This is a genomic window from Falsibacillus pallidus (assembly GCF_050990905.1).
Lineage (GTDB): Bacteria > Bacillota > Bacilli > Bacillales > DSM-25281 > Falsibacillus > Falsibacillus pallidus_A.
On sequence record NZ_CP158866.1, the window covers coordinates 1,921,512 to 1,942,010 of the forward strand.

23 protein-coding genes, 1 riboswitch and 2 other annotated features are annotated in these 20,499 nt (G+C 42.3%); of the genes, 15 read left to right on the forward strand and 8 right to left on the reverse strand.

Annotated features, from left to right (window positions below):
* Positions 1-125: 125 nt before the first annotated feature.
* From ABTV07_RS10250 to ABTV07_RS10275, 6 genes are all read left to right on the forward strand, one after another.
* Positions 126-626 (forward strand): RNA polymerase sigma factor, encoded by a 501-nt coding sequence (locus tag ABTV07_RS10250; protein WP_433750834.1) that lies wholly within the window; start codon positions 126-128, stop codon positions 624-626.
* Positions 627-1,946 carry a hypothetical protein gene (locus ABTV07_RS10255; protein WP_433750836.1) on the forward strand — a complete coding sequence of 440 codons (1,320 nt, stop codon included), beginning with the start codon at positions 627-629 and terminating at the stop codon, positions 1,944-1,946.
* A 15-nt stretch (positions 1,947-1,961) separates the two neighbouring features.
* On the forward strand, positions 1,962-2,558 hold the full coding sequence (locus ABTV07_RS10260; RefSeq protein WP_433750838.1) for a hypothetical protein: 597 nt from the start codon (positions 1,962-1,964) through the stop codon (positions 2,556-2,558).
* A 140-nt stretch (positions 2,559-2,698) separates the two neighbouring features.
* Positions 2,699-3,217 carry an RNA polymerase sigma factor gene (locus ABTV07_RS10265; RefSeq protein WP_433750841.1) on the forward strand — a complete coding sequence of 173 codons (519 nt, stop codon included), beginning with the start codon at positions 2,699-2,701 and terminating at the stop codon, positions 3,215-3,217.
* On the forward strand, positions 3,210-3,893 hold the full coding sequence (locus tag ABTV07_RS10270) for a DUF4825 domain-containing protein (protein WP_433750842.1): 684 nt from the start codon (positions 3,210-3,212) through the stop codon (positions 3,891-3,893). Before ABTV07_RS10265 ends, ABTV07_RS10270 begins: the two co-directional genes overlap by 8 nt.
* A gap of 135 nt (positions 3,894-4,028) precedes the next feature.
* On the forward strand, positions 4,029-4,742 hold the full coding sequence (locus ABTV07_RS10275) for a UDP-N-acetylmuramyl pentapeptide phosphotransferase (protein ID WP_433750845.1): 714 nt from the start codon (positions 4,029-4,031) through the stop codon (positions 4,740-4,742).
* Between the two features lie 118 nt (positions 4,743-4,860).
* Here the strand turns inward: ABTV07_RS10275 and ABTV07_RS10280 are convergent, their stop codons facing one another.
* From ABTV07_RS10280 to ABTV07_RS10290, 3 genes are all read right to left on the reverse strand, one after another.
* Positions 4,861-5,706, reverse strand: coding sequence for a hypothetical protein (locus tag ABTV07_RS10280; protein ID WP_433750848.1), 846 nt, complete (start codon positions 5,704-5,706; stop codon positions 4,861-4,863).
* Positions 5,707-5,880: 174 nt separating this feature from the next.
* A complete protein-coding gene (locus ABTV07_RS10285; protein WP_433750851.1) occupies positions 5,881-6,129 on the reverse strand; it encodes a hypothetical protein in 249 nt (82 codons plus the stop codon).
* 96 nt (positions 6,130-6,225) lie between these two features.
* A complete protein-coding gene (locus tag ABTV07_RS10290) occupies positions 6,226-6,354 on the reverse strand; it encodes a hypothetical protein (protein WP_433750853.1) in 129 nt (42 codons plus the stop codon).
* A gap of 203 nt (positions 6,355-6,557) precedes the next feature.
* Positions 6,558-6,788 (forward strand) — a binding site (T-box leader).
* 43 nt (positions 6,789-6,831) lie between these two features.
* Positions 6,832-7,062, forward strand: a binding site (T-box leader).
* Between the two features lie 49 nt (positions 7,063-7,111).
* On the opposite strand from ABTV07_RS10290, the gene ABTV07_RS10295 reads away from it, so the two are divergent.
* The gene (locus ABTV07_RS10295; protein WP_433750856.1) at positions 7,112-7,504 is read left to right on the forward strand and encodes a His/Gly/Thr/Pro-type tRNA ligase C-terminal domain-containing protein; all 393 of its coding nucleotides are present in this window, start codon (positions 7,112-7,114) and stop codon (positions 7,502-7,504) included.
* Positions 7,505-7,516: 12 nt separating this feature from the next.
* Here the strand turns inward: ABTV07_RS10295 and ABTV07_RS10300 are convergent, their stop codons facing one another.
* The 3 genes from ABTV07_RS10300 to ABTV07_RS10310 form a co-directional block, all read right to left on the reverse strand.
* Complete coding sequence (locus ABTV07_RS10300) at positions 7,517-8,197, reverse strand: DUF421 domain-containing protein (protein ID WP_433750858.1); 681 nt, start codon at positions 8,195-8,197, stop codon at positions 7,517-7,519.
* A 66-nt stretch (positions 8,198-8,263) separates the two neighbouring features.
* The gene (locus tag ABTV07_RS10305; RefSeq protein WP_433750861.1) at positions 8,264-9,484 is read right to left on the reverse strand and encodes an MFS transporter; all 1,221 of its coding nucleotides are present in this window, start codon (positions 9,482-9,484) and stop codon (positions 8,264-8,266) included.
* A gap of 90 nt (positions 9,485-9,574) precedes the next feature.
* Positions 9,575-10,618, reverse strand: coding sequence for an ArsR/SmtB family transcription factor (locus ABTV07_RS10310; RefSeq protein ID WP_433750863.1), 1,044 nt, complete (start codon positions 10,616-10,618; stop codon positions 9,575-9,577).
* Between the two features lie 206 nt (positions 10,619-10,824).
* Between ABTV07_RS10310 and ABTV07_RS10315 the strand changes: the two genes are divergently transcribed.
* The 8 genes from ABTV07_RS10315 (at position 10,825) to ABTV07_RS10350 (ending at position 18,662) form a co-directional block, all read left to right on the forward strand.
* Positions 10,825-11,685 (forward strand): VOC family protein, encoded by an 861-nt coding sequence (locus ABTV07_RS10315; protein ID WP_433750866.1) that lies wholly within the window; start codon positions 10,825-10,827, stop codon positions 11,683-11,685.
* Between the two features lie 158 nt (positions 11,686-11,843).
* Positions 11,844-12,320 carry an NUDIX domain-containing protein gene (locus ABTV07_RS10320; protein ID WP_433750869.1) on the forward strand — a complete coding sequence of 159 codons (477 nt, stop codon included), beginning with the start codon at positions 11,844-11,846 and terminating at the stop codon, positions 12,318-12,320.
* A gap of 182 nt (positions 12,321-12,502) precedes the next feature.
* Positions 12,503-13,090 (forward strand): signal peptidase I, encoded by a 588-nt coding sequence (gene lepB, locus ABTV07_RS10325; protein ID WP_433750871.1) that lies wholly within the window; start codon positions 12,503-12,505, stop codon positions 13,088-13,090.
* A 243-nt stretch (positions 13,091-13,333) separates the two neighbouring features.
* Positions 13,334-14,842 carry a cardiolipin synthase gene (cls, locus tag ABTV07_RS10330; RefSeq protein WP_433750873.1) on the forward strand — a complete coding sequence of 503 codons (1,509 nt, stop codon included), beginning with the start codon at positions 13,334-13,336 and terminating at the stop codon, positions 14,840-14,842.
* Positions 14,843-15,027: 185 nt separating this feature from the next.
* The gene (locus ABTV07_RS10335) at positions 15,028-15,651 is read left to right on the forward strand and encodes a YhbD family protein (RefSeq protein WP_433750875.1); all 624 of its coding nucleotides are present in this window, start codon (positions 15,028-15,030) and stop codon (positions 15,649-15,651) included.
* Positions 15,652-15,664: 13 nt separating this feature from the next.
* Positions 15,665-16,384 carry a polymer-forming cytoskeletal protein gene (locus tag ABTV07_RS10340; protein WP_433750878.1) on the forward strand — a complete coding sequence of 240 codons (720 nt, stop codon included), beginning with the start codon at positions 15,665-15,667 and terminating at the stop codon, positions 16,382-16,384.
* 19 nt (positions 16,385-16,403) lie between these two features.
* Positions 16,404-17,117 carry a cytoplasmic protein gene (locus ABTV07_RS10345; protein ID WP_433750881.1) on the forward strand — a complete coding sequence of 238 codons (714 nt, stop codon included), beginning with the start codon at positions 16,404-16,406 and terminating at the stop codon, positions 17,115-17,117.
* Between the two features lie 21 nt (positions 17,118-17,138).
* A complete protein-coding gene (locus tag ABTV07_RS10350; protein ID WP_433750884.1) occupies positions 17,139-18,662 on the forward strand; it encodes an MDR family MFS transporter in 1,524 nt (507 codons plus the stop codon).
* Positions 18,663-18,700: 38 nt separating this feature from the next.
* On the opposite strand, the gene ABTV07_RS10355 is transcribed toward ABTV07_RS10350, so the two are convergent.
* Together ABTV07_RS10355 and ABTV07_RS10360 are read right to left on the reverse strand one after the other, a co-directional pair.
* A complete protein-coding gene (locus ABTV07_RS10355; protein WP_433750886.1) occupies positions 18,701-18,988 on the reverse strand; it encodes a hypothetical protein in 288 nt (95 codons plus the stop codon).
* Between the two features lie 170 nt (positions 18,989-19,158).
* Positions 19,159-20,001: a bifunctional 5,10-methylenetetrahydrofolate dehydrogenase/5,10-methenyltetrahydrofolate cyclohydrolase gene (locus ABTV07_RS10360; RefSeq protein ID WP_433750889.1), complete on the reverse strand. Its 843-nt coding sequence runs from the start codon at positions 19,999-20,001 to the stop codon at positions 19,159-19,161.
* 233 nt (positions 20,002-20,234) lie between these two features.
* Positions 20,235-20,320: riboswitch (ZMP/ZTP riboswitch) on the reverse strand.
* Between the last annotated feature and the right edge of the window lie 179 nt (positions 20,321-20,499).

Sequence of the window (20,499 nt, forward strand, 5' to 3'; positions counted from 1 at the left end):
TTCACATGCCGGTGTCCCGGCGTTTTTTTGTGCCAAAGTTTTTTGGTATGTAACTTTTTTGATATTCATTCGTTTTTCATAATAGACTGGTCAACACCATTAAACGTTTAAAGGGGAACATTACTGTGAATTGGGAATTGATTTGGCGGGAGCATGGACGAGAGATTTTCGCCTATGTCTATACACGTGTGAGAAATAAAGAAGAAGCCGAGGATCTGACGCAGGAAGTTTTCGTCAAGGCTATCCGATCAGGTGAGCGTTATCAGGAAGGCAGCGTCAATGTGGTCGCTTTGCTAAAGACCATTGCAAAGAATTTAATCATCGATAAATGGCGGACGAAAGGAGCCGCGCAGACTTTTCCTCTAAGTGAGGAAGTAGGAAATCATGCTGGCAATGAAAATGTGGAGAAATTGATTGAAGAAAAAGATGAAATCAACCGAGCCCTTTCGATTTTGAATGAAGATCAATTAAAAGTTGTCACCTGCAGGCTCATTCAAGGGCTTTCCGTTAAAGAAACGGCTGCTCTGCTTGGGAAAAATGAGTCGACAGTAAAGGTCATTCAATTCAGGGCCATAGAAAAAATGAAAAATAAACTGCATCAAATGCCGGCAGGGAGGGATCAATAAATGGCACTCAATAAAGAAGAAATGTTGTCTGACTACATCGATTGGCTGAATCATGAGCGCCAGGACGTCCATTCGATGGGAAAAATCGCAGACAAAGATTTAGAAAAAATGTTCGAAACGGCAGAAATGATACATTCAATGGAGTTGGAGCAGCACGAGCCTTCAGAGGCGTTTATGGACCGCGTAGCAAAGCGCATTCGTGAGGAAGAGGCTGCGCAAAAAACTAAGAAAAATAATTTCAGCTGGAAAACGGCAGGAAAGTGGCTGCCGCTCGGTGCTGCAGCGATTGTAGCTGTATCGCTATTATGGAATGCATTCGGTGCTACTCCGCCAGCAGGTGCTTCCGACATATCGGTGGTCGAAACGAAAACGATCGGGGATCTGGGAGAAAGCGCGGCAGTTGCTCCATCCTATAGACCGGGGGTGGGAAGTGAAGAGGTCACTTATTCGAAAGACGAACAAATATGGAAATTACAGACGAAAAATGGAGAAAAAACGGCTATTCCTCTAAATGACTTTCAATACATGCACGACCCAGCCTGGTCTCCAGATGGAAAAAGGTTGGCTTTTGCGGGCTATAAAAATGGAAAAGAAGGCATCTGGATTATGAATGCAGATGGTACGGGTCTTCACAAGGTGACGGATCCAGCCACAAACGAAGAATTCCATGAACATCCAGCCTGGTCGCCGGACGGCAAGAAACTTCTTTTTTCAAAACTTGGCGAAAAAATAGTGGAGCCGCATGGAGCGAAAGTTGTAGGAAATGAAATTTGGAAAATCAAGGATGATGGTTCCGGTCTTGTAAAAATAACGGAAGGAAGCAGCCCTGTGTGGTCACCATTGGGAGATAAGATAGCATTTACGAGGACATCAGGTAATGGGAAAACGTCCATATGGCTAGCCGATTCGGATGGATCGAACGCAGAAAAATTGACTGAGGGAAGTGAACCTTCATGGTCGCCTGATGGACGGTTCATCGCCTATGTGCAAAATCGTGAAGGAAATCTGAAGCTAAAAGATGCACCAACTGCAATCATACAGGCAACATATCGGGAAGTGATGGCCATCGATACCACTAATGGCAAAATCACCCGATTGACTAAAAATGAAGTATCTAAAAGTCAGCTGGATGAAATCAAAAAGCTGGTGAAAAATCAGAATCCATCCACCATCCCCATCAATTATAAGGTGAGCGGGAAGTTTGATGACGGAATGCCAGCTTGGGCCAAGGACGGGAAACATATCATTTTGACAAGAAATGAAAACACAGAAGAAGGAAGCCACTTCCGTCTGATTGAATTGACATTGAAGATCAAATAGAGAGAAGGAAAAAGGATGAAATGGTTACTGAAAATATCCGTGATGCTCATGGCACTAACTCTTGCTGCATGTTCGAGCCAGGATTCAGCACCTGTTGAGAAAAAGACAGCTGTGCAGGAGCACACTAAGGGCGAATCTGCTGGAGAGGCAAACAGCTCCTATCAAGGAAAAGCAGAGGAAGGGCAAAAGGATGCGGATGCTAATGGAAAAGAAAAAAATCAACCGTCTTCTGAAGATTCTTTGACCACTTTAAAGCTTGACCACATTTCACTTCAAGTTCCAAAAGAGTGGAGGGTCCAAAAAGGACTTGATTCAGCTGGATTCCAGGTAAATGGCGAGCGAATCGGGGGCATTGATGGACTAGGCTACTCTGACGATGTTCAAAGCTTACTGCCGAATCACCATGAGGTGCTCTCGATGGAGGAAGTTAAAGGAGCCCCAGTGAAGACCGTTATTGTTAAATTGACGACTGATGCACTGAATGGAGAAAAGCAGACAGAAACACATGTATTCTTTATAAAACCTGATCAGAAAGCAGCATATGATCTGCACTTCATCACCAGCAAAATCAATGACGAAACAATACAAAGCATTATCAAAACCATAAAATAAAGCAGCCGGGTGGTGCCTAGGTGACAGGCACCACCCGGTTTTTGTTGTATTTTGTCGAATTTAAACTTTTTTATTTTCACTGCGATAAAATAGGATGAGTGTCGTCTAATGTTGTTGAGAAGGTAATTGGGGGAAGACATATGACTGAAAAGGAACGGATTACACAGTGGTTTTATGAATACAGCGATGATCTTTACCACTATTTTTATTATCGATTGGGCAAATCGGATGCGGAGGATCTCGTGCAGGAAGTCTTTATTAAAGCACTAAATGGCATTAAATCATTCAATGGAAACTCCACACCTAAGACATGGCTGTTCCGGATTGCTTTAAATGCAGCCACTGACAAAATCAGGCGGGAAAGAAGAGCCAGGTTTGGATTGGCAGCTATTTTTCAAAATGAACATTTTAAGCCTGAAAACGCTGGAGCCTCGCCTGAACGGATGGCAGAAATGAATGAAAGCAGCAGGGAGCTTTATGAAGCTATCCATCAATTGAAGGGGAGCTACCGCAACGTGTTGATACTACGGGGAATCAAGGAATTTTCCGTTGGCGAAACAGCCGCCATTCTGGAATGGAGTCCACAAAAAGTCCGATCGACTTATTATCGGGCAAAAGAAGCGCTGGCAAGAAAACTGGGAGGTGATTATGATGCATAGAGAAACGGAGGCACAATTGGAATCCCGTCTGAAGAAACTTCCTAAACCAAACTTTTCGGACAAAGAAAAAGGGCAAATGTTGAATCAAATTTTGAATACTGAATCAAGCGCGAGGAAAACAAGGAAGTTTACACCTATTGTGATTCAGGCAGCAGCAGGATTGGCAGCCCTGTTCATCATTGTGCTTATCGGCATGTCGGCACTAAAACCCGTGCATCATAATGGAGCAGGACCTGAAACGGGAACGGCAAAGCACTTTTCTTATGCGGGAGAAACCATGAATCTGTATGAGCTCTCTAAACTAGAGACCCCTTATGTGGGGAATAACAGCATGGTCATCCAGATTGCTCATTCATTGCCTGGCGGACTGCTGGTGAAGGAAATCTCACTACAGACGAAAACTTCTCCATATGGATTGACGATTACGTATGCATCGAAAAACGCTAAACAATTCGATGAGTTCACCCAATCTGGATTAAAGGATAAAATGCTGACCAATGCAGCCGCTTACCTGTGCTTAATTGATAATGCAGATCAAGTGAAGATGATCGTTGAAACCGATCCCGTCCAAACATTTGAATACACAAGGATTGAACTCGAAAAAACATTCGGCAGGGACCTAAGCGAATATGCCAAAAACCCGAAACTTTGGAAAAAAGAAATCTACGACAACTAACACTACAGGTGACAGGCACCACCCGGTTTTTGGGGGATTTTGTCGAATTTTCCTTTAGAAGGTAAATGTTTAATATGGAATTTTATGTTAAAATTAACAATGAGTATTTGCCATGTTCAAGTGGGAGGCGAGAATGTGTTATATGCAGCATTATTCTTTGGGATTTTAGTAATTATACTAACAGGAAAAGCAGCTCAGATTTCAAAATCATTAAGCATTTTAGGGATTATTGGTCAAATTTCTGCCGCACTCATCATGATAATGATCGGCAAACTTGAAGTTCGTTACATTCTTCTGGGCAATCTCATTGACATAGGTTATTTGACGATTCCATTTACCTTGCTGCTTCTTATAGGTTTGACAAATGTGATGAATATCGAAAAAGGGCAAAATAACTCAATCTTATTTTTTCCATTTGTCTCTTTCAGTTGCTTTTCACTATTAGCTTACTTCACAGGTAATTCATTTGTTTTCAAAACAGGAATGTGCTCAAGCTTAATAATTATTTTTCTCCTGGTATTAGGCGCCTTTTCAGGTAAACAATTTAAAGGAAGAAATCTTACAACGTCAATCGGATTCTTAATAGCAGTGGTTGCAATATCCTTTATTCAAGCCTCTATTTTAGCTATTTATATCCCGTTATTTACTTTGGCATTGCCAATGACTTTATATAGTCATCTTCAAGTAAAACTTACGGCAGAGCAGTCGACTGCTATCACTTCTTTAACAGCCATTTTATTTGGTGTGTTACTATTCATCATTCCTTCAAACATGATGTGGGTTCTTCTTGTTGGTTTAACGATTCTATTAGTAATTATGCAATTCTCACGCAAATATCGTTTTATTTAGAGGTACCACAAAAGGAAAAACGACCCGCTTATAAGTTCGAATCGTTTTATCCGCTGTCAGGATGCTTTTTTAAGGGGGATTGAGATTCTCACTTCAAAAAAGAGTCCTTTTTTTCTATTTAAATTTTGGTTTCCAAAAGCAAATTTTCCAGTCGGGACAGGTGATTTTCCCGGTCAAATGCTGAATTGTCCAATAGGAATTTTTCCATTTTGAGAGAGTGGAAGATTTTCATTTCCAGCGCATGACGTGTTCTTAATACTTCGATGGTACCTTCGAGGCCTTCATATCCATTCGCTTTTCCATACCCCTGCCCGCAATAGTAGTCCATGAAGAAATCGATCCAATCTTTAGGGCGATCCTCCACCGCTTTAAGAAAAGCGTTTTCCAACTCATTTTGAGTAACATAAAGTAGAAGGGGATTCAGACTTTCTACAGCATCGGCCAATCGATGTACATACTCTATCGCCGTATCGTCAGATTCATTATATTTCACCAAACTCATCGTCACCGGGTTTTGAATGAAACAGCACTCAAATATATAAATTAGGTCATTCGCTGCTGATTCCTCGGCGAATTTTTCCCAGCGTTCCGTAATCAGTTTCATATGTACATCTAGGGGAAGCTCATATATATCCCTGGAACTCAATTTCTCCCAGAATGCATCTGGTGCTATTATGTCATTTTTCATTTTCACATAAGAAATCAGCATATGATGATCCTTGCTTTCGGTGGTATATGCTGCAGCAGCCTCTCTATATTCAGGGAATTCTTTCATCAGGGCGTCAAATGCATCCTCTGTCAAATAAGCAACGCCGTCATAATCAGCAGGATGATCCAAATCCCCCTCAAGGAATAATTCTACTTTTTCATTCTGTTTCTCCAGCAAATCCTTGACAAACTTTGCTGTCGTGGATTTTCCAAAGCCGGGAAGACCTTCTACCAATATCAAATTTGTTTTCATCATGTAATCTCCTCCTGAGTCTCAAAAGATATATTCGAGAAGCAACTCGGGAATTCCTTCCGAAGGGAAGAAACGATAATATTATTATGTAAACCAAATAGCTGCAATCCAATATAAAGAGCAGTATAGCCGGCCATTTGCCATACTGCTCACATAGGTTGTGGTAGGGTAGGAAACTTAGATTTTGCGCTTGATTTCTTCCAGCAGTGATTTCATTTCTTTCAGCTCTTTCAGGATTGCATTGTTGGAGTCCGCTTCACGCACTTGACCCACTGCATCTTTCAAGGAAGAGATATCCTTGATTGAATTCAATACACTGTCATCAGCCATTAATTTTACGGCATTTTCAAGAAGTTGATCGTTTTTCATCAGTTGAGCTGCTGCGTTCATTAAAGATTCCAAATCCAAAGATTTATCATCAGACATCCTTTGTTCCTCCCTTCCAAAATATTGAATGTATGACCCCATTAAGCGGAAGAACCGCCTCATGGGGCAGAAGATATCAGGATCCTAAAACTCTTCTTACATACCTAAAACTGCTTTGATGGCATCTCTGATTGCTTTGCGTTGTGCATCTGTGCCTAAAAGCAAGGCTAAGATATAAACGACACCCAATCCGATTGCCAAAAGAACGGAAACTAAGTTAATCATGAATTCTACCTCCTTTCTAAAGGAAATAGAAGATATCTTCTTACATTCATAAGATATGAAAATGAAGGGGACATGCTTATGCGATATTACTAGTTTTCTAAAAAGGGCTGGCGATGGTACAAAAAATAGTTTGTAAAAAAAAATTTATCTGACTATTGCAACTTTTATGAAGGTAGTGTATATTCTATAGTAATCATTAGAAGCGAAATGCTTAGATCAGGACATGAGTGATTCCAACCTCATTTAAAGAGACGGAGGGGCAGCTGAAAACCTTCGATTGCAGGGGAATGACTTACCACCTGGGAGCCGCATTGGGGAACAATGTGCAACCAATGCCGCAGACGCTGCGTTAAAGCGACAAAGTGCCGCATGCATTCTGATGAATCAGCGGAATTTGGGTGGAACCACGGGTATCTCACACACTCGTCCCTATTTATGGATAGGGATGGGTGTGTTTTTATTTTCATCGAATAAAAAGGAAAAGCAAAGAACGGGACATGAGTGATTTTCAACGGTTTGACAGAGAGGGAGGGTGCTGAGAACTCCTAAACTTAGGGAAAATCATTTACCGCCTGGGAGCTGCATTGGGGAACAGCGAGTAACCAATGCCGCAGACGCTGCGTTAAAGCATACGAAGTGCCGCAATTTTGAACAAAAATTCAGCGGAATTTGGGTGGAACCACGGGTATTTTCACACTCGTCCCTTTTACAGGGATGGGTGTGTTTTTTATTTCTATTAAAAAAAGGAGAGAGTATTATGCAAAATTCATTTCAATCACTTCATGAGGAAATGCTGAGAAAGGATTTACAGGAATTCATGATAGGCGGCTTAAATTCAGCACAAAAGGAAGAAGGACCGGTTTCTGCCATCATCCTGCCGCATTCCGAGGAAGATTTAGACTTCGGATCTGAAATCGCACGAAAGCTGAAACTCGCTGGGGTTCATTTGAAACTGGATGAACGGAATTTATCGTATGAAGAAAAATTGAAAGAGGCAGCGGAAGAAGGATGGGATTATATTGTGTCTTTAGGTGATAAAGAAAAGGAATATTATTATTTGAGTGTGAGAGAAAAAGGGGCAGATCAGTTTGAATTCTGCTGGCTTGGCGACTTTATAAAAATCGCACGCAAAAGAAGGCACTCCTTATAAAGGAGACGCCTTCTACTGGTTATATTCATCCACAAATAATGTGCCATTCGAGCTGATGACAGCATAAAACACATTGTCGAGCTTGATACTTCTTTTCAACAGCTCTTCGAACAGCCACTCTTCTGTATAGGGTGTCCTTAAATTCTTCTTAATCAGCTTCCTTTCCAGCACCACCTCTATGGGCAGGGATTGCACACTGTCGACTACAGGATTAATGTCTGATTTAGAGGCGGGTTCAAATGGTGTTTTTTTCATGATAGACAGATTTCCGCTGGATTCTAAAATCGCCATTTCCACTTGACTGATGTCAAATATACCTTGTTCCCGCAAATGTTGATTTAAGTTATCGATAGAATACTTGATCCGTTTCATCGATTCTTCATTTATTTTTCCATTCTCAATGATCGGCTCCGGCTTTCCTGAGAAAAAAGTCCGGAACTTTCTGCTGTAAAATGAGGCATTGAGGACAATGATATACAAGAAAATTAGCGATGTGAATGACCAGAGAAGCGGCCAAAATTTCAAATTCGTATCGAATCCCATATTGGCAATGAAGGATCCCAAAGTGATTGATAGGGCAAAATTATAGTGGTTTTTATGGGCATTTAACTGTTTGCCAATAAAAAATGTTACGAGCAATAGTACTAGTAAGGAAATAACCGTTCGCAGTACGGCATGTAGTGTGGTTTCCATCATCATAACATCCTAACTTTTACGTATTAGGATTATTATCCCACCCATTGAAGCATCAAATACCCCTTACATAGCAGTTTCCTTTGTTTTCTCCACGAAAGCTTTCTTCAAATAAGGAACGATCAGCGAAATCCCTGATAATGCTACAATCACCCCTGACCAGCTCAAAATGATAGACATAGAAGTGTAGTCAATAATAAACGACCCGAACAACGTGCCGATTGGGACGATAAACGTCGAAAGGGCTGTCAGCACGCTTCCCACCCTCCCCCTCTTATCATCCGGAACAAGTGTCTGAAATAAAGTGGAAATCCCGACGCTAGCAAGGCTGATTCCAAATCCCAAAATAAATGCGAAGGAAATCAAGGCAAAATAAGATTGTAAGAAAAGACCTGCGATCAGTAAGGCGATGCCCTCAATGCTTAAACCAAAAATGACCATGGCCGTTTTATTTTTAAACACATTCCATAAAATGAGCAGGCTTCCAGCTAAGGCTCCAACGGAAATGGAGGCATCGATAAACCCCATCATACTGGCGCTTGTTTTTAAAATCTGGCTGCAAATAAGGGTAATGTAAACCTGAAGCGGTGCAAGGAAAAAATTGATCAAAATCCCCCCGACGGCAATGAGGTGGAGGAGGGGGCCGAAATGCCAGATATACTGAATGCCTTCCTTGAATTGTTCTTTGAATTTGGTTTGCCGGTTCTTCATATCGAGAATCGGGACTCTTATAAAGCTTTCAGTCAAAGCCGATAAAAGGAAGGAAATCCCGTTGATCAGAAACAGAATCCACATGTCTGTAAAAGCAATCAACGTGCCGCCGATTGCCGGTCCGAGAATATTCGACATCTGTGTGGTCATTTGCGTCAAAGAGTTTGCTTTTGCCAATTGGTCCTTCCCAACAATCAAAGGGACTGTCGAGTAAATGGCGGGAGAAAAAAATGCTGATACAGATGATGATAGAATCATAAGGAGGTAGAGCCAAACCAGCGGAAAAGAGTCTGATAGTATCAAAAAACTCATTCCTATCATTAGAAGGCCGTTTAGTATATCGGTTGAAATGAGCATCTGTTTTTTAAAATTCCGGTCAGATAGGACGCCGGCGACAGGGGACAAAAGCACCGTTGGAATGGTGAAGCAAAGAACGCTCAATCCTAAAGCGACGGAAGACCCCGTTCTCTCCGCGATATACCACATCAATGCAATCATGTATAAGCGATTTCCGAAGACCGAAACGGTATTTCCTGACCATAATAATAAAAAATCACGATTTTTCCAAATAGACATTGCTGTCACTCCTTTTTATACGTTTGAAATTAGTGTTTCGATATAAATCGAATGAAAGATCAAATGAAAAGCCCTTAGACTTAGGGCTTTTTATTCGGAAAATAATTTGGAAGCAGCTTTAAATAACTCTTCGACTCTCTCTTTGTTCAATTCAAAATAAACTTTATTCTCCATTCGTTTTGAACTGACAATATCATAGCTGGTTAAAAGGGAGAGGTGATGCGACACAGTCGAATTTGATAAATTCAGCTTTTTTGCCAATTCATAGCCGTAGAACGGTGATTTGCTAAGCAGTTTCATAAGTTTCAGCCGTTTATCATCCCCGATCACCTTCAAAGCATTAATGAGCTTTTCTTCACTCGAGTTTTCGTCTTGTCCGTTCTCGGGCTGATTGATTCCATAAAGACATAAAATCGAACCTTCCTCCCCGGAAACCATTGAAGCATGGTCATAAAAGAAGGATGGAGCGAAAATGATCTCCGTCTTTTCATCTAAAACAGTATCTTTCGGAAGGTATGGAAACATTTCCAATGCTTTTGCCCGTGAAGATAAGACCCCAGCTTCTTTGATGATGTGAAAGCTTTCTTCATGATGCTCCAGGGCTGCGGCCAATTCCTTTTTAAAGGAGGTATTGTAATAGTTTTTCAAAAGAGTGAGTAGTCTTTCTTTCGTCTGATCCCGATTGACGTAAAGGAAGGTCAGCTTCCATTTTTCAGATTCAGGGATGGCAGCTTCATTAATGAAATCAAGGACTTCTCCGTGGTCGTTGACGGACTTGATCTCTTTGGATGTATATCCAGTCTGAAGCAGGAATGAAAATAATTCATAAGCCGGCGTTTGTTCCAGACATGCTAAAAATTGGTCAATATCCTGGTGGGTATTCGATTCGTATGAAAAGCGGATAAGAGATAGGCCGATGTAAGTTTCATAATGAAAAAAGACATCCAATTCGTTTTTTTGCGCAGAATTCATACTCCTATCAATTCGTTCCATACTGGATTTTAAGGCGTGATTGGCTTCATAATCATTCTGTTTTGGTTTGATTTTCTCATGATTATGAACGATATAAAGGGAAGCGAGAAATTCAAAGACGGGAGAACTGATAAAGTGAATCCCGGAATCCTGTTCAGTCAAGGGAATAAGCACCTCCGATATTTTTCGAATGTAACATTGGATATATATAGAATAATATTCCTTTGTTTCAAATTCGTCAATTATATATTTCGATACAAATCGAATTTATAATTCATTCTTTTATCATGCAGGATATTTACTTTGACTTCGAGATATTAAGGGAGTATAGTGCAAATGTAATGCATTTGTTTGAAAGGAAGTCCTAAATGATGAAACAATCATTCCATGAATCTCCGAATATATATCCAGGGGAAATTGAGTTATCCGTAACAAATATTGATCAATCCACGCAGTTTTATCAAGAAATCATAGGGTTGAAGATTCTCGAGCAGTCCGGGAAAAAGGCAGTTCTTACAGCCGATGGCAAAAAACCATTGGTTCGTTTGGTGCAGCCTGAGCAAATCACAAAAGGAAACATGTCTTCACCAGGCCTTTTCCATTTGGCACTCTTGGTTCCTGATCGAGCTGCTCTTGCTGATGTTCTCCGTCATTTAGCATTGGCGGGCTATCCGCTGCAAGGTGGATCTGATCATCTGGTAAGTGAAGCTATTTATCTGTCCGATCCGGATGGAAATGGGATTGAAATTTATTCAGACCGACCATCTGAGGATTGGGAATGGCAAAACGGGGAAGTTTCAATGGCGACAATCCAATTGAATGTCAACGATTTGATGTCGAAGTGGGATGGAGATGAATGGACGGGTCTTCCTGAAGGCACGATCATGGGGCATATCCACCTGCAGGTATCGGATCTGATGCAGTCAGAGCAGTTTTATACCGGCCTCCTTGGATTTGATGCAGTGAATCGATATGGAGCGCAGGCGCTGTTTATCTCAACAGGAAAATACCACCACCATATTGGGTTGAATACGTGGAACAGCAAAGGAGCTGGCCTTCAGCCGGAAAATAAAACAGGGTTGAATTGGTATTCGTTGATTTACCCAAGCGAAGAAAAAAGAAATGCCGTTGCAGCAAAATTGTCTGCAGAAGGCTATTCTGTTAAAGAAAATCATCAAGAGGTTATGGTGAAAGATCCATCAGGAATCACCATTTCCCTAAAATACTGAAACGACACGCTGGGTGCCTGGGGCATGCCAGCGTTTTTTTCCGACAAAAACCGGGGCGTGACTGTCACTTTTAGGTTGTCACATTTAGGTTTTTACTTTCGGAATATTATGGAAATGTGGTATGATCATGAAATATCTTTTGATTAGGGGGGATTTAGGTGACTTATCCAATCAGGGTAAGAGCAGGGGTAGTGATCATTGAGAATGACCACATTCTTCTTGCAGAATTCAATGATGAAAAAAGCGGTCTTCATTACAATTTTCCAAGCGGCGGGGTTGAAGCTGGTGAATCGGTAAAAGAAGCTGCTAAGAGGGAAGCATGGGAAGAAGGGGGTGTGGAAGTTGAAATAGGGGAATTTGCCTTTTCCTATGAATATTCCCCTCATTTGCTTGACCACCGATTTGGTCCGGTTCAATCACTCAGCATGATTTTTAAAGCCACTCTTTCTAGACACTACAATTCATTCAAACCGGCTGCTCCGGATCCAAAACAGACAGGGGCGAAGTGGATCCCAATTGAGAAGCTAAAGGAAATCAAGCTTTATCCCGTGGTCCAGGAAGAATTGCTGAACTATTTGCAGAATGGTGTGAAAGGCCAATACATAGAGGAACATACGCTATTCAGCAATGTATGAAGAATGAACCAATTTCCATGAAATTTCCCTTTTCCTTTTTCTTTTGTCCAGGTATTCAGTATAATGAAAAAGGATGAACACTGGACGCTGGGATGTCAAATGAAAAAAACTCAGCAAATCCTTAAAAACCAAGCATCCATTGCACTAATTGACGCCAAGATCTTAGTAAATGAGGGATTTGTATGAAAGAAAGCAGCAAAAGTGAATTAATGAGCTGGATAAAAACCATAGGAATCACAGTCATCGTCGTCATTCTCGTGAGATCCTTCCTCTTCTCGAATTATGTAGTAGAAGGTAAATCAATGATGCCTACCCTTCAAGATGGCAACCGCTTGATTGTCGGCAAACTGGACTATGATCTGAAGCAGCCGGATCGATTTGACATCATCGTCTTCCATGCTACTGAAACCGCTGATTATGTGAAGCGCGTCATCGGACTCCCGGGAGATAAAGTTGCCTATAAAGATGATACCTTGTATATCAATGGCAAGCCGATGAAAGAACCATATCTGAAACAATACAAAGCAAGAGTGACACAAGGGAACCTGACCCCTGATTTCACACTTGAAGAACTTACAGGCGAAAAGACCGTGCCGAAAGGAAAACTTTTCGTCCTTGGTGATAACCGCCAAGTCAGTGAAGACAGCCGCGTCTTCGGATTTGTTAATCAAGACAAAGTGGTTGGAAAAGTGGATCTGCGCATTTTCCCATTCAATGAAATGCAAATCTTCACGGACAAAGAATCAGGCGTATCGTCAGCAGCCCAATAATGAATATAAAAAGTCCGCTGGATCAAAAATCCCGCGGGCTTTTTATATTCTTGGCTATATTCTTAATATGAAGTTCACTGAATTCCTCTCAGCTCCATTTAACGCTGAAATAAAATCCCTTTTAATTTCCGATACTACTAACAATAATTTTTTTGTTTGGCAGACTTCGGCTTAGGTTAGTCCGAGCCGCAACAAGGGTAAAGAATGAACAGATTGAATTACATATAGATATGGGGTTATTGGATGAAGAGACGGCGAATGGAGTTTTTATTTCTGCTGGTATTGATGGCAGCGTTGTATGTAATTTTTTTGACGGGATACTCCTTTTGGATTAAATTCTCGTTTACTTTGATTTATGCATTTATCATATTGATTACAGCGTTTTCCCTGATGCTTGAGAATCGATCGGCACAGGCGACGCTGCTTTGGATATACGTGCTGGTTTTCATACCGGTGCTTGGGTACTTATTTTATTTATACTCAGGACAGCTCTATCTGAAAGGGTATTTGTTCTACCATAAACGGAGGAATGACCGGGAAGAATGGGAGAGGGTGATGAAAAGCGAATCGTCTCCAGATCTTTCTTTCTTGCAGGATAACCAATACGAGTTTGCCAAGTTTGCAGACCGGGTCGCATTCACATCGCTGAATGCAAAATCCAGGACCACCATCCTTAAAAACGGGGATGAGACCTTCTCCAAAATAAAGGAAGAACTGGCCAAAGCAGAAGAATACATTCACATGGAATATTATATTTTCCGTTCAGACAGGCTTGGGAAGGAAATCATGGCCATCCTGATAGAGAAAGCAAAAGCTGGGGTGGAAGTTTTATTTACATTTGACTCTGCAGGCAGCATGCATCTTTCGAGCGAGGACATCAAAGCGATGCAGGCCGCTGGGATCCAGGTTTACCCGTTTTCACCTTTGAAATACGGCTTTTTCAATCAAAAGTTCAACTTCCGCAATCATCGAAAGATTATTGTCATTGATGGGAAAGTGGGATTTGTCGGCGGATTGAACGTTGGCATCGAGTATCTTGGGGAGGATCCGGACTTCGGTTTTTGGCGGGATACCCATATGATGCTGGAAGGGGAGGCTGTCCATACTTTGCATACCGTATTCTTGCTTGATTGGCATTATGTCAGCGGGGATAATTTGCTTGGTAAGTATGAACCCCCTGTAACAGAGGCAGAAGACGAGTGGAATGGCGCTGTGCAGGTGGTTGCTAGCGGACCGGATACAGCCGAAGGCGTCATGAGCGACCTTTATTACACGATGATGTCCTCTGCTAAACAATCCATCTGGATCGCAACGCCGTATTTCGTGCCGAATGAATCCATCCGTACTGCACTCAGGATTGCCGCATCTAAAGGAATTCAAGTTCGCATCATGGTTCCGGAAATCAATGACGGATTCCTGACACAGTATGCAACTCGCTCCTACTTCTCTGAACTGCTTCGCTGCGGGGCGGAGATCTATTCGTATCAAAAGGGATTCATGCATCAGAAGATCATTATCGTCGATGGCAATCTCGCATCACTCGGAACGGCCAATATGGATATGAGAAGCTTCCATCTGAATTTTGAAGTCAATGTCTTCATGCTGGGGTCTACTTCCATCCGTGATCTTGTCGCCCATTATGAAGCGGATATGAAAGACAGTGTAAGAATCATGCCTGTCGAGTATTATAAGCGGGGGATATGGAATCGGACGAAGGAATCGTTTGCCCGGATGTTCTCCGGTGTATTGTAAAACAGCGAAACAATCCTACAAAACATTTTAAAGTAAAAGCGAAACAGAACAGTGTTTCGCTTTTTTATATGTAAAAATCCCTTTCATATCAAGCTCGAGCTGAATGATAACTAATTTTCCAAAAGTCTATTTACATGCGTAACAGTGTTATGTTACATTCTAGGTATCAGAAAGGAGCGTTTCATTTGAGCCATGAACTAATTTCAAAAAAGGATTTATTGGACCTCACGGGCATTTCCTACGGACAGCTTTACCGTTGGAAACGGAAGAACTTGATCCCGGAAGATTGGTTCATCCGTAAATCGACTTTCACGGGCCAGGAAACTTTCTTCCCGAAGCAAAAAATTCTGGAGAGGATCGAAAAGATTCAAACTATGAAGGAGAACCTTTCGCTCGACGAACTTGCGGATATGTTTTCTCCTGCTGCCTCCAGTCTAAAGCTGACAGCAAAAGAATTAATCTCAAAAGGGGTCGCATCTGAGAGCGTCATGAATTTCTTTTTGGATCAGACAGGAGTTTCAGGTGAATTTCCTTTTGAAGAGATCCTGAATCTCTATATGCTCTCGTCGATGCTCGAATCCGGCGACATCCAGCTGGATGAAGGCAGGATGCTCTTGGAATTGCTCAAGGAACATTCCAGCCAGCTGCAGAAGAAGGATTCCATCATCATCTTCATTCGGAAACTGGGAATCTCAAGCTGCCTCATTTTGATGAATGGCGAAGAAGTATTTTTTGAAAAAGGAACGAAAATGGTAGCCCGTCTATCTATCACAAAATGCATGGAAGAACTGAAAACAAAATTACTTTAAATGGGGGATTAATTTGAACGCGAATAAACTTGGGGATCTTCAAATCAATGGGATCGGTTCATCGAATGGCGGAACTTTTCATAAAGTCCAATTGAATGGAAAAGGGACCGTAAATGGGGATGCCGAATGCACCATTTTTGAATGCAACGGAGCAGGTGTGATTAATGGAAATATGAAAGCGGAACAAGCGACGGTCAGCGGCTCAGCGAAAATCAACGGGCAATTGACGGCTGCCGAAATTAATGTAAACGGATCTGCCTCCATTCAAGAAAATGTCCAAATGGAGAAAATGACTGTGTCAGGAAAAGCTTCCGTTGGCGGGAATCTTAAAGGGGAAGAAATCACAGTCAATGGAAAAGTGACAATCGATGGGGATTGTGAAGTTGAAAACTTTAAAGGCGAAGGCGGATTTACGATAGGGGGCCTCCTAAATGCTGAGACGGTAAAGATCAAACTTTCAGGGGAAAGCAAAGCAAAGGAAATCGGCTGCCAGCAAATCATTGCTAAACAAGAGAAGCAAGCATTATTAAAACTGATTAAATCCTTTTTTCCGAACAGGCTTGAAGCGGAAGTCATTGAAGGGGATGAAATCGAACTTGAAGGGACCACTGCACAGGTTGTGCGCGGTAATCAAGTGGTGATCGGACCGAATTGTGAAATCGGATTGGTCGAATACAGCGGCACATTTTTTCAGGATAAAAACGCTGTGGTGAAAGAATCGAGAAAGATTTGAAAAGAAAGAGGGGAGTAATATGAGCGGTCAAAATCATGTGAAAATTACCGGTTCTGGGAGTGCATCAGGGGGATCCTACGATAAAATTACCATCCGCGGGGAAGGAACGATTCTGCATGATGTGGAATGCCAGGTCTTTAAGACATTTGGCTCCAGTGAATTGCAGGGGGATATCCGTTATGAAAAACTGGATGTGTTTGGCGAAACCAATGTAAAAGGCGCCATGCAAGGCACTGAGCTGAAAGTGATCGGGCAGCTCACTTCTGGCAGCGATGCGGCTATTCATAAAACGAAAGTGCGGGGATCACTTGATCTTGCTGGCGGCATAAAAGGAGAAAAAGCTGATATTAAAGGAAGCATTTCATCTGGAGGAAATATTGAAATGGAAATATTCCAACTCCATGGAAATTTTACAGCAGAAGGTTTGCTGAGTGCGGAAGTTCTGGATATTGGTTTAAGGTTTGGCGTGAGCCGTGCTGCAGAAATCGGCGGCAGTAAAATTTCTGTCAAAAAAAAATCTGCACTGCCATTTTTTCCGTTCGGCAAAGGAGATGGCACCCTTGAAGTGAAAATCATCGAAGGGGATGATATTTCCATAGAAAATACACGTGCTGATATTGTGCGCGGCAGAAATGTGACGGTCGGCTCAGGATGTGAAATTGGATTGGTTGAATATTCGGAGTCCTTCAAGCATACATCTAATTCGACTATTAAAGAAAAGAAAAAATACTAACAGGGGTAGGAGCATGTGCACATGACAAGTAAAGATAGCAAATTGGGTTTTGTGGTTGCCGGGCTGCTGCTCGGAATTCTGATGGCATCGATGGACAACACCATCGTTGTCACGGCAATGGGAACGATTGTTGGGGATCTTGGAGGCCTCGAAAGCTTTGTTTGGGTCGTTTCCGCCTACATGGTAGCTGAAATGGCAGGGATGCCCATATTCGGAAAACTGTCCGATATGTATGGCAGGAAGCGGTTCTTTATTTTTGGCTTGATTTTCTTCATGCTCGGCTCCGCTTTATGTGGAACAGCAGAAACCATCACTCAGCTCAGCATTTACAGGGCGATCCAGGGAATAGGTGGAGGTGCGCTCGTTCCCATTGCATTCACAATTGTATTTGATATCTTCCCTCCAGAAAAAAGAGGGAAAATGGGTGGGTTATTCGGAGCAGTATTCGGGCTGTCCAGTATTTTTGGACCTTTGCTTGGCGCCTATATCACGGATTACATCAGCTGGCACTGGGTGTTCTATATCAATTTGCCGCTCGGATTGCTCTCATTGATTTTCGTTTCCATCTATTATAAAGAATCACGCACACACATCGAGCAGAAGATTGATTGGGCAGGAGCTTTTACGCTTGTGGGAGCAGTTGTCTGTTTGATGTTTGCCCTTGAACTGGGCGGACAGAAATACGAATGGAGCTCCACGCCTATCATCAGCCTCATTTCAGGCTTTGCCCTCTTGATGATTGCCTTTTTGATTGTGGAAACAAAAGCGTCATCGCCGATCATTTCATTTGCAATGTTTAAAAATCGTTTATTTGCAGGAAGTACGATCGTTGCCTTATTTTACGGTGCTGCCTTTATGGCTTCGACGGTGTACATCCCGATTTTTGTTCAGGGGGTATACGGCGGAACAGCGACCAACTCGGGATTGATCCTTCTACCAATGATGCTTGGGTCAGTCGTTACAGCTCAGGTGGGAGGGATCTTGACGACCAAGATGAGCTACCGGAATATCATGGTTCTGTCCGGAATTATTTTTCTCATCGGAATGATTCTATTGAGTACATTGACGCCGGAAACGAGCAGATGGCTTTTGACTCTTTATATGATCATCGTTGGATTCGGGGTTGGTTTCTCTTTCTCCGTGTTAAGTATGGCAGCCATCCATAACTTCGGGATGGAACAGCGTGGATCAGCCACTTCCACAAGCAACTTCATTCGTTCCCTTGGAATGACCATCGGAATATCCATTTTCGGAACGATTCAGCGAAGCGGCTTCACGGATCAATTGACAAAAGCATTCTCTGGAATGGGCAGCATGTTCATAGGGAAGGAAATGGGGGATGCACGCTCCATCCTTTCAGAAAGTGCACGGGACAGCATTCCTCAAGCGGTGCTGACAAAAATTACGGATGCTCTATCTATATCCATCGTCCATACATTTATGTGGGCGCTGGTTCCCGCGGGGCTCGCATTTCTATTTGTTTTCATGATGGGGAGCGACCGAATGAAAATCGCAAAAGGGACGTCGACAGGGAAATCAGCTTAATACAAAAAGCCGCAGATGCAAGGGTCTGCGGCTTTTTGTTATTGTTTATTAAAATGGTACATATCAATGACGAATGGGAAAAATGTAACAGCAATGACTACTCCCAATACAAGGATGAGACCAGAGTATTTCCACCCTCCGCGTTCCCTTCGGATAAAACTGATGATGCAGTAACCCCAGCTGAATAAGATTGCCAGTATGCCAGCGCCTGTGAAAAGCCCCGTTAAAAATGAACCCATCCCTGCTGCATGTGCGAAGAATTCAAGAATGATCCCCGCGACAGCCAGGAGGAAGGACTTGTGTCCGTATTTCAGTCCGAAAAACATGTCATTCACCTCTCAAAACCAATCTGAATTACAGAATATGCATGAGGGACAGCAGTGATGACGGGACGAAAGAAGTGACAAAAAATTGTAATGAAAGTCCGGTCTTAGCAAGACTGAAACATTCCAACCGATAAAAAAAAGCGCCGAGATTTAAGGCGCTTCATTGCTGATTACTTGGTGATTTTTTCCTCTGCCGCATCAACCGTGTGCTTCAGCAGCATGGAGATGGTAACGGGGCCGACGCCTCCTGGTACAGGGGTGATGGCACTTGCGTTTTCATAGCATGCATCATAGTCGACATCGCCGATATTTCCTTTATTATATCCTGCATCGAGGATGACCGCGCCTTTTTTGATCCAATCCCCCTGGACAAACTCAGGTCTTCCGACAGCAGCGACCACGATGTCTGCCTGCTTCACGATGTCAGGTAGGTTCTGAGTGTGGGAATGGCACGTTGTCACTGTCGCATCCCGGTTAAGCAGCAATGCTGAGACGGGCTTTCCAAGGATCGGACTCCTGCCGATAACAACAGCATGCTTTCCTTTTACCGGAATTTCGTAGTCATCGATGATGCGCAAAATGGCTGCAGGTGTACAGGATGGATATTTACCAAAGCCGAGGGCCGTCTGTCCGTATCCAAAGCTTGTCACACCATCGACATCCTTCTCAATGTCAATCCGTTCGAACGCAGCCCGCTCATCCACATGCGATGGTACAGGGTGCTGCAGTAGGATTCCATCCACTTTTTCATCCTCATTCAATTCATCTATTACGGCAAGCAGTTCTTCTGTCGTGGTTTCTTCCGGCAGGTGAATGCGCTTGGAATCAATGCCGATTTTCTGACAGGCATTCCCTTTCATTCGGACATAGGTTTCAGAGGAAGGATCGTCCCCAACCAATATGGTGGCAAGACATGGCGTCTTTCCTTTCTTTTTCAACTCTTCGACTCGTTCCTTCAAGCTGTCTTTCACACGTCCAGCTACTTTGGTCCCATCCAAGATCAACTTTTCCATATATGTATCCCTCCTGAGAAAAAATAATGGCTGTTTTCTTCACGATTGTTGTTAAAATCTTACTGCCGATTTTAACGCGTAATTACATGTATTGATTGTTGCGATATAGAATCCAGGCTCTTTTCTAGCTAAACAAGCTATTATGATAGCATAAACTAACCTGTTTTCATTTCAAAAGCAACAAACTTTAAGAAAAGAGCCAAAATAAAAAGAGATAAGGGGAATTTGATCCTTATCTCTGCCCAGACGACCCGACGTTATACTGAACACAGCTCCCTTGTGGTTGATTCCACGTTTGTCGTCAGTCACTGTGCAGGCAAGCTTGTATGTTACGGACATCATATCATAAACAGTTCGTCCAATCAACTCAAAAGCGAATGTTATTTATATTAAATTGCATAATGTTCGTATTTTGTCGAAAATCGGATAAATTATGCAAATGAGATTTATCAGCGAATAAAATTCCATATTCAGTAAAAAATAGGGATATTAACTGTC

Excerpts from the sequence above, each read along its gene's own strand:
- ABTV07_RS10345 (WP_433750881.1), top strand. The coding sequence starts at position 16,404 with ATGAGCGGTCAAAATCATGTGAAAATTACCGGTTCTGGGAGTGCATCA.
- ABTV07_RS10300 (WP_433750858.1), bottom strand. The coding sequence starts at position 8,197 with ATGGAAACCACACTACATGCCGTACTGCGAACGGTTATTTCCTTACTA.
- ABTV07_RS10315 (WP_433750866.1), top strand. The coding sequence starts at position 10,825 with ATGATGAAACAATCATTCCATGAATCTCCGAATATATATCCAGGGGAA.
- ABTV07_RS10280 (WP_433750848.1), bottom strand. The coding sequence starts at position 5,706 with ATGATGAAAACAAATTTGATATTGGTAGAAGGTCTTCCCGGCTTTGGA.
- ABTV07_RS10270 (WP_433750842.1), top strand. The coding sequence starts at position 3,210 with ATGCATAGAGAAACGGAGGCACAATTGGAATCCCGTCTGAAGAAACTT.
- ABTV07_RS10360 (WP_433750889.1), bottom strand. The coding sequence starts at position 20,001 with ATGGAAAAGTTGATCTTGGATGGGACCAAAGTAGCTGGACGTGTGAAA.
- ABTV07_RS10290 (WP_433750853.1), bottom strand. The coding sequence starts at position 6,354 with ATGATTAACTTAGTTTCCGTTCTTTTGGCAATCGGATTGGGTGTCGTT.
- ABTV07_RS10260 (WP_433750838.1), top strand. The coding sequence starts at position 1,962 with ATGAAATGGTTACTGAAAATATCCGTGATGCTCATGGCACTAACTCTT.
- cls (WP_433750873.1), top strand. The coding sequence starts at position 13,334 with ATGAAGAGACGGCGAATGGAGTTTTTATTTCTGCTGGTATTGATGGCA.
- lepB (WP_433750871.1), top strand. The coding sequence starts at position 12,503 with ATGAAAGAAAGCAGCAAAAGTGAATTAATGAGCTGGATAAAAACCATA.
- ABTV07_RS10355 (WP_433750886.1), bottom strand. The coding sequence starts at position 18,988 with ATGTTTTTCGGACTGAAATACGGACACAAGTCCTTCCTCCTGGCTGTC.
- ABTV07_RS10265 (WP_433750841.1), top strand. The coding sequence starts at position 2,699 with ATGACTGAAAAGGAACGGATTACACAGTGGTTTTATGAATACAGCGAT.
- ABTV07_RS10285 (WP_433750851.1), bottom strand. The coding sequence starts at position 6,129 with ATGTCTGATGATAAATCTTTGGATTTGGAATCTTTAATGAACGCAGCA.
- ABTV07_RS10295 (WP_433750856.1), top strand. The coding sequence starts at position 7,112 with ATGCAAAATTCATTTCAATCACTTCATGAGGAAATGCTGAGAAAGGAT.
- ABTV07_RS10255 (WP_433750836.1), top strand. The coding sequence starts at position 627 with ATGGCACTCAATAAAGAAGAAATGTTGTCTGACTACATCGATTGGCTG.
- ABTV07_RS10350 (WP_433750884.1), top strand. The coding sequence starts at position 17,139 with ATGACAAGTAAAGATAGCAAATTGGGTTTTGTGGTTGCCGGGCTGCTG.
- ABTV07_RS10305 (WP_433750861.1), bottom strand. The coding sequence starts at position 9,484 with ATGTCTATTTGGAAAAATCGTGATTTTTTATTATTATGGTCAGGAAAT.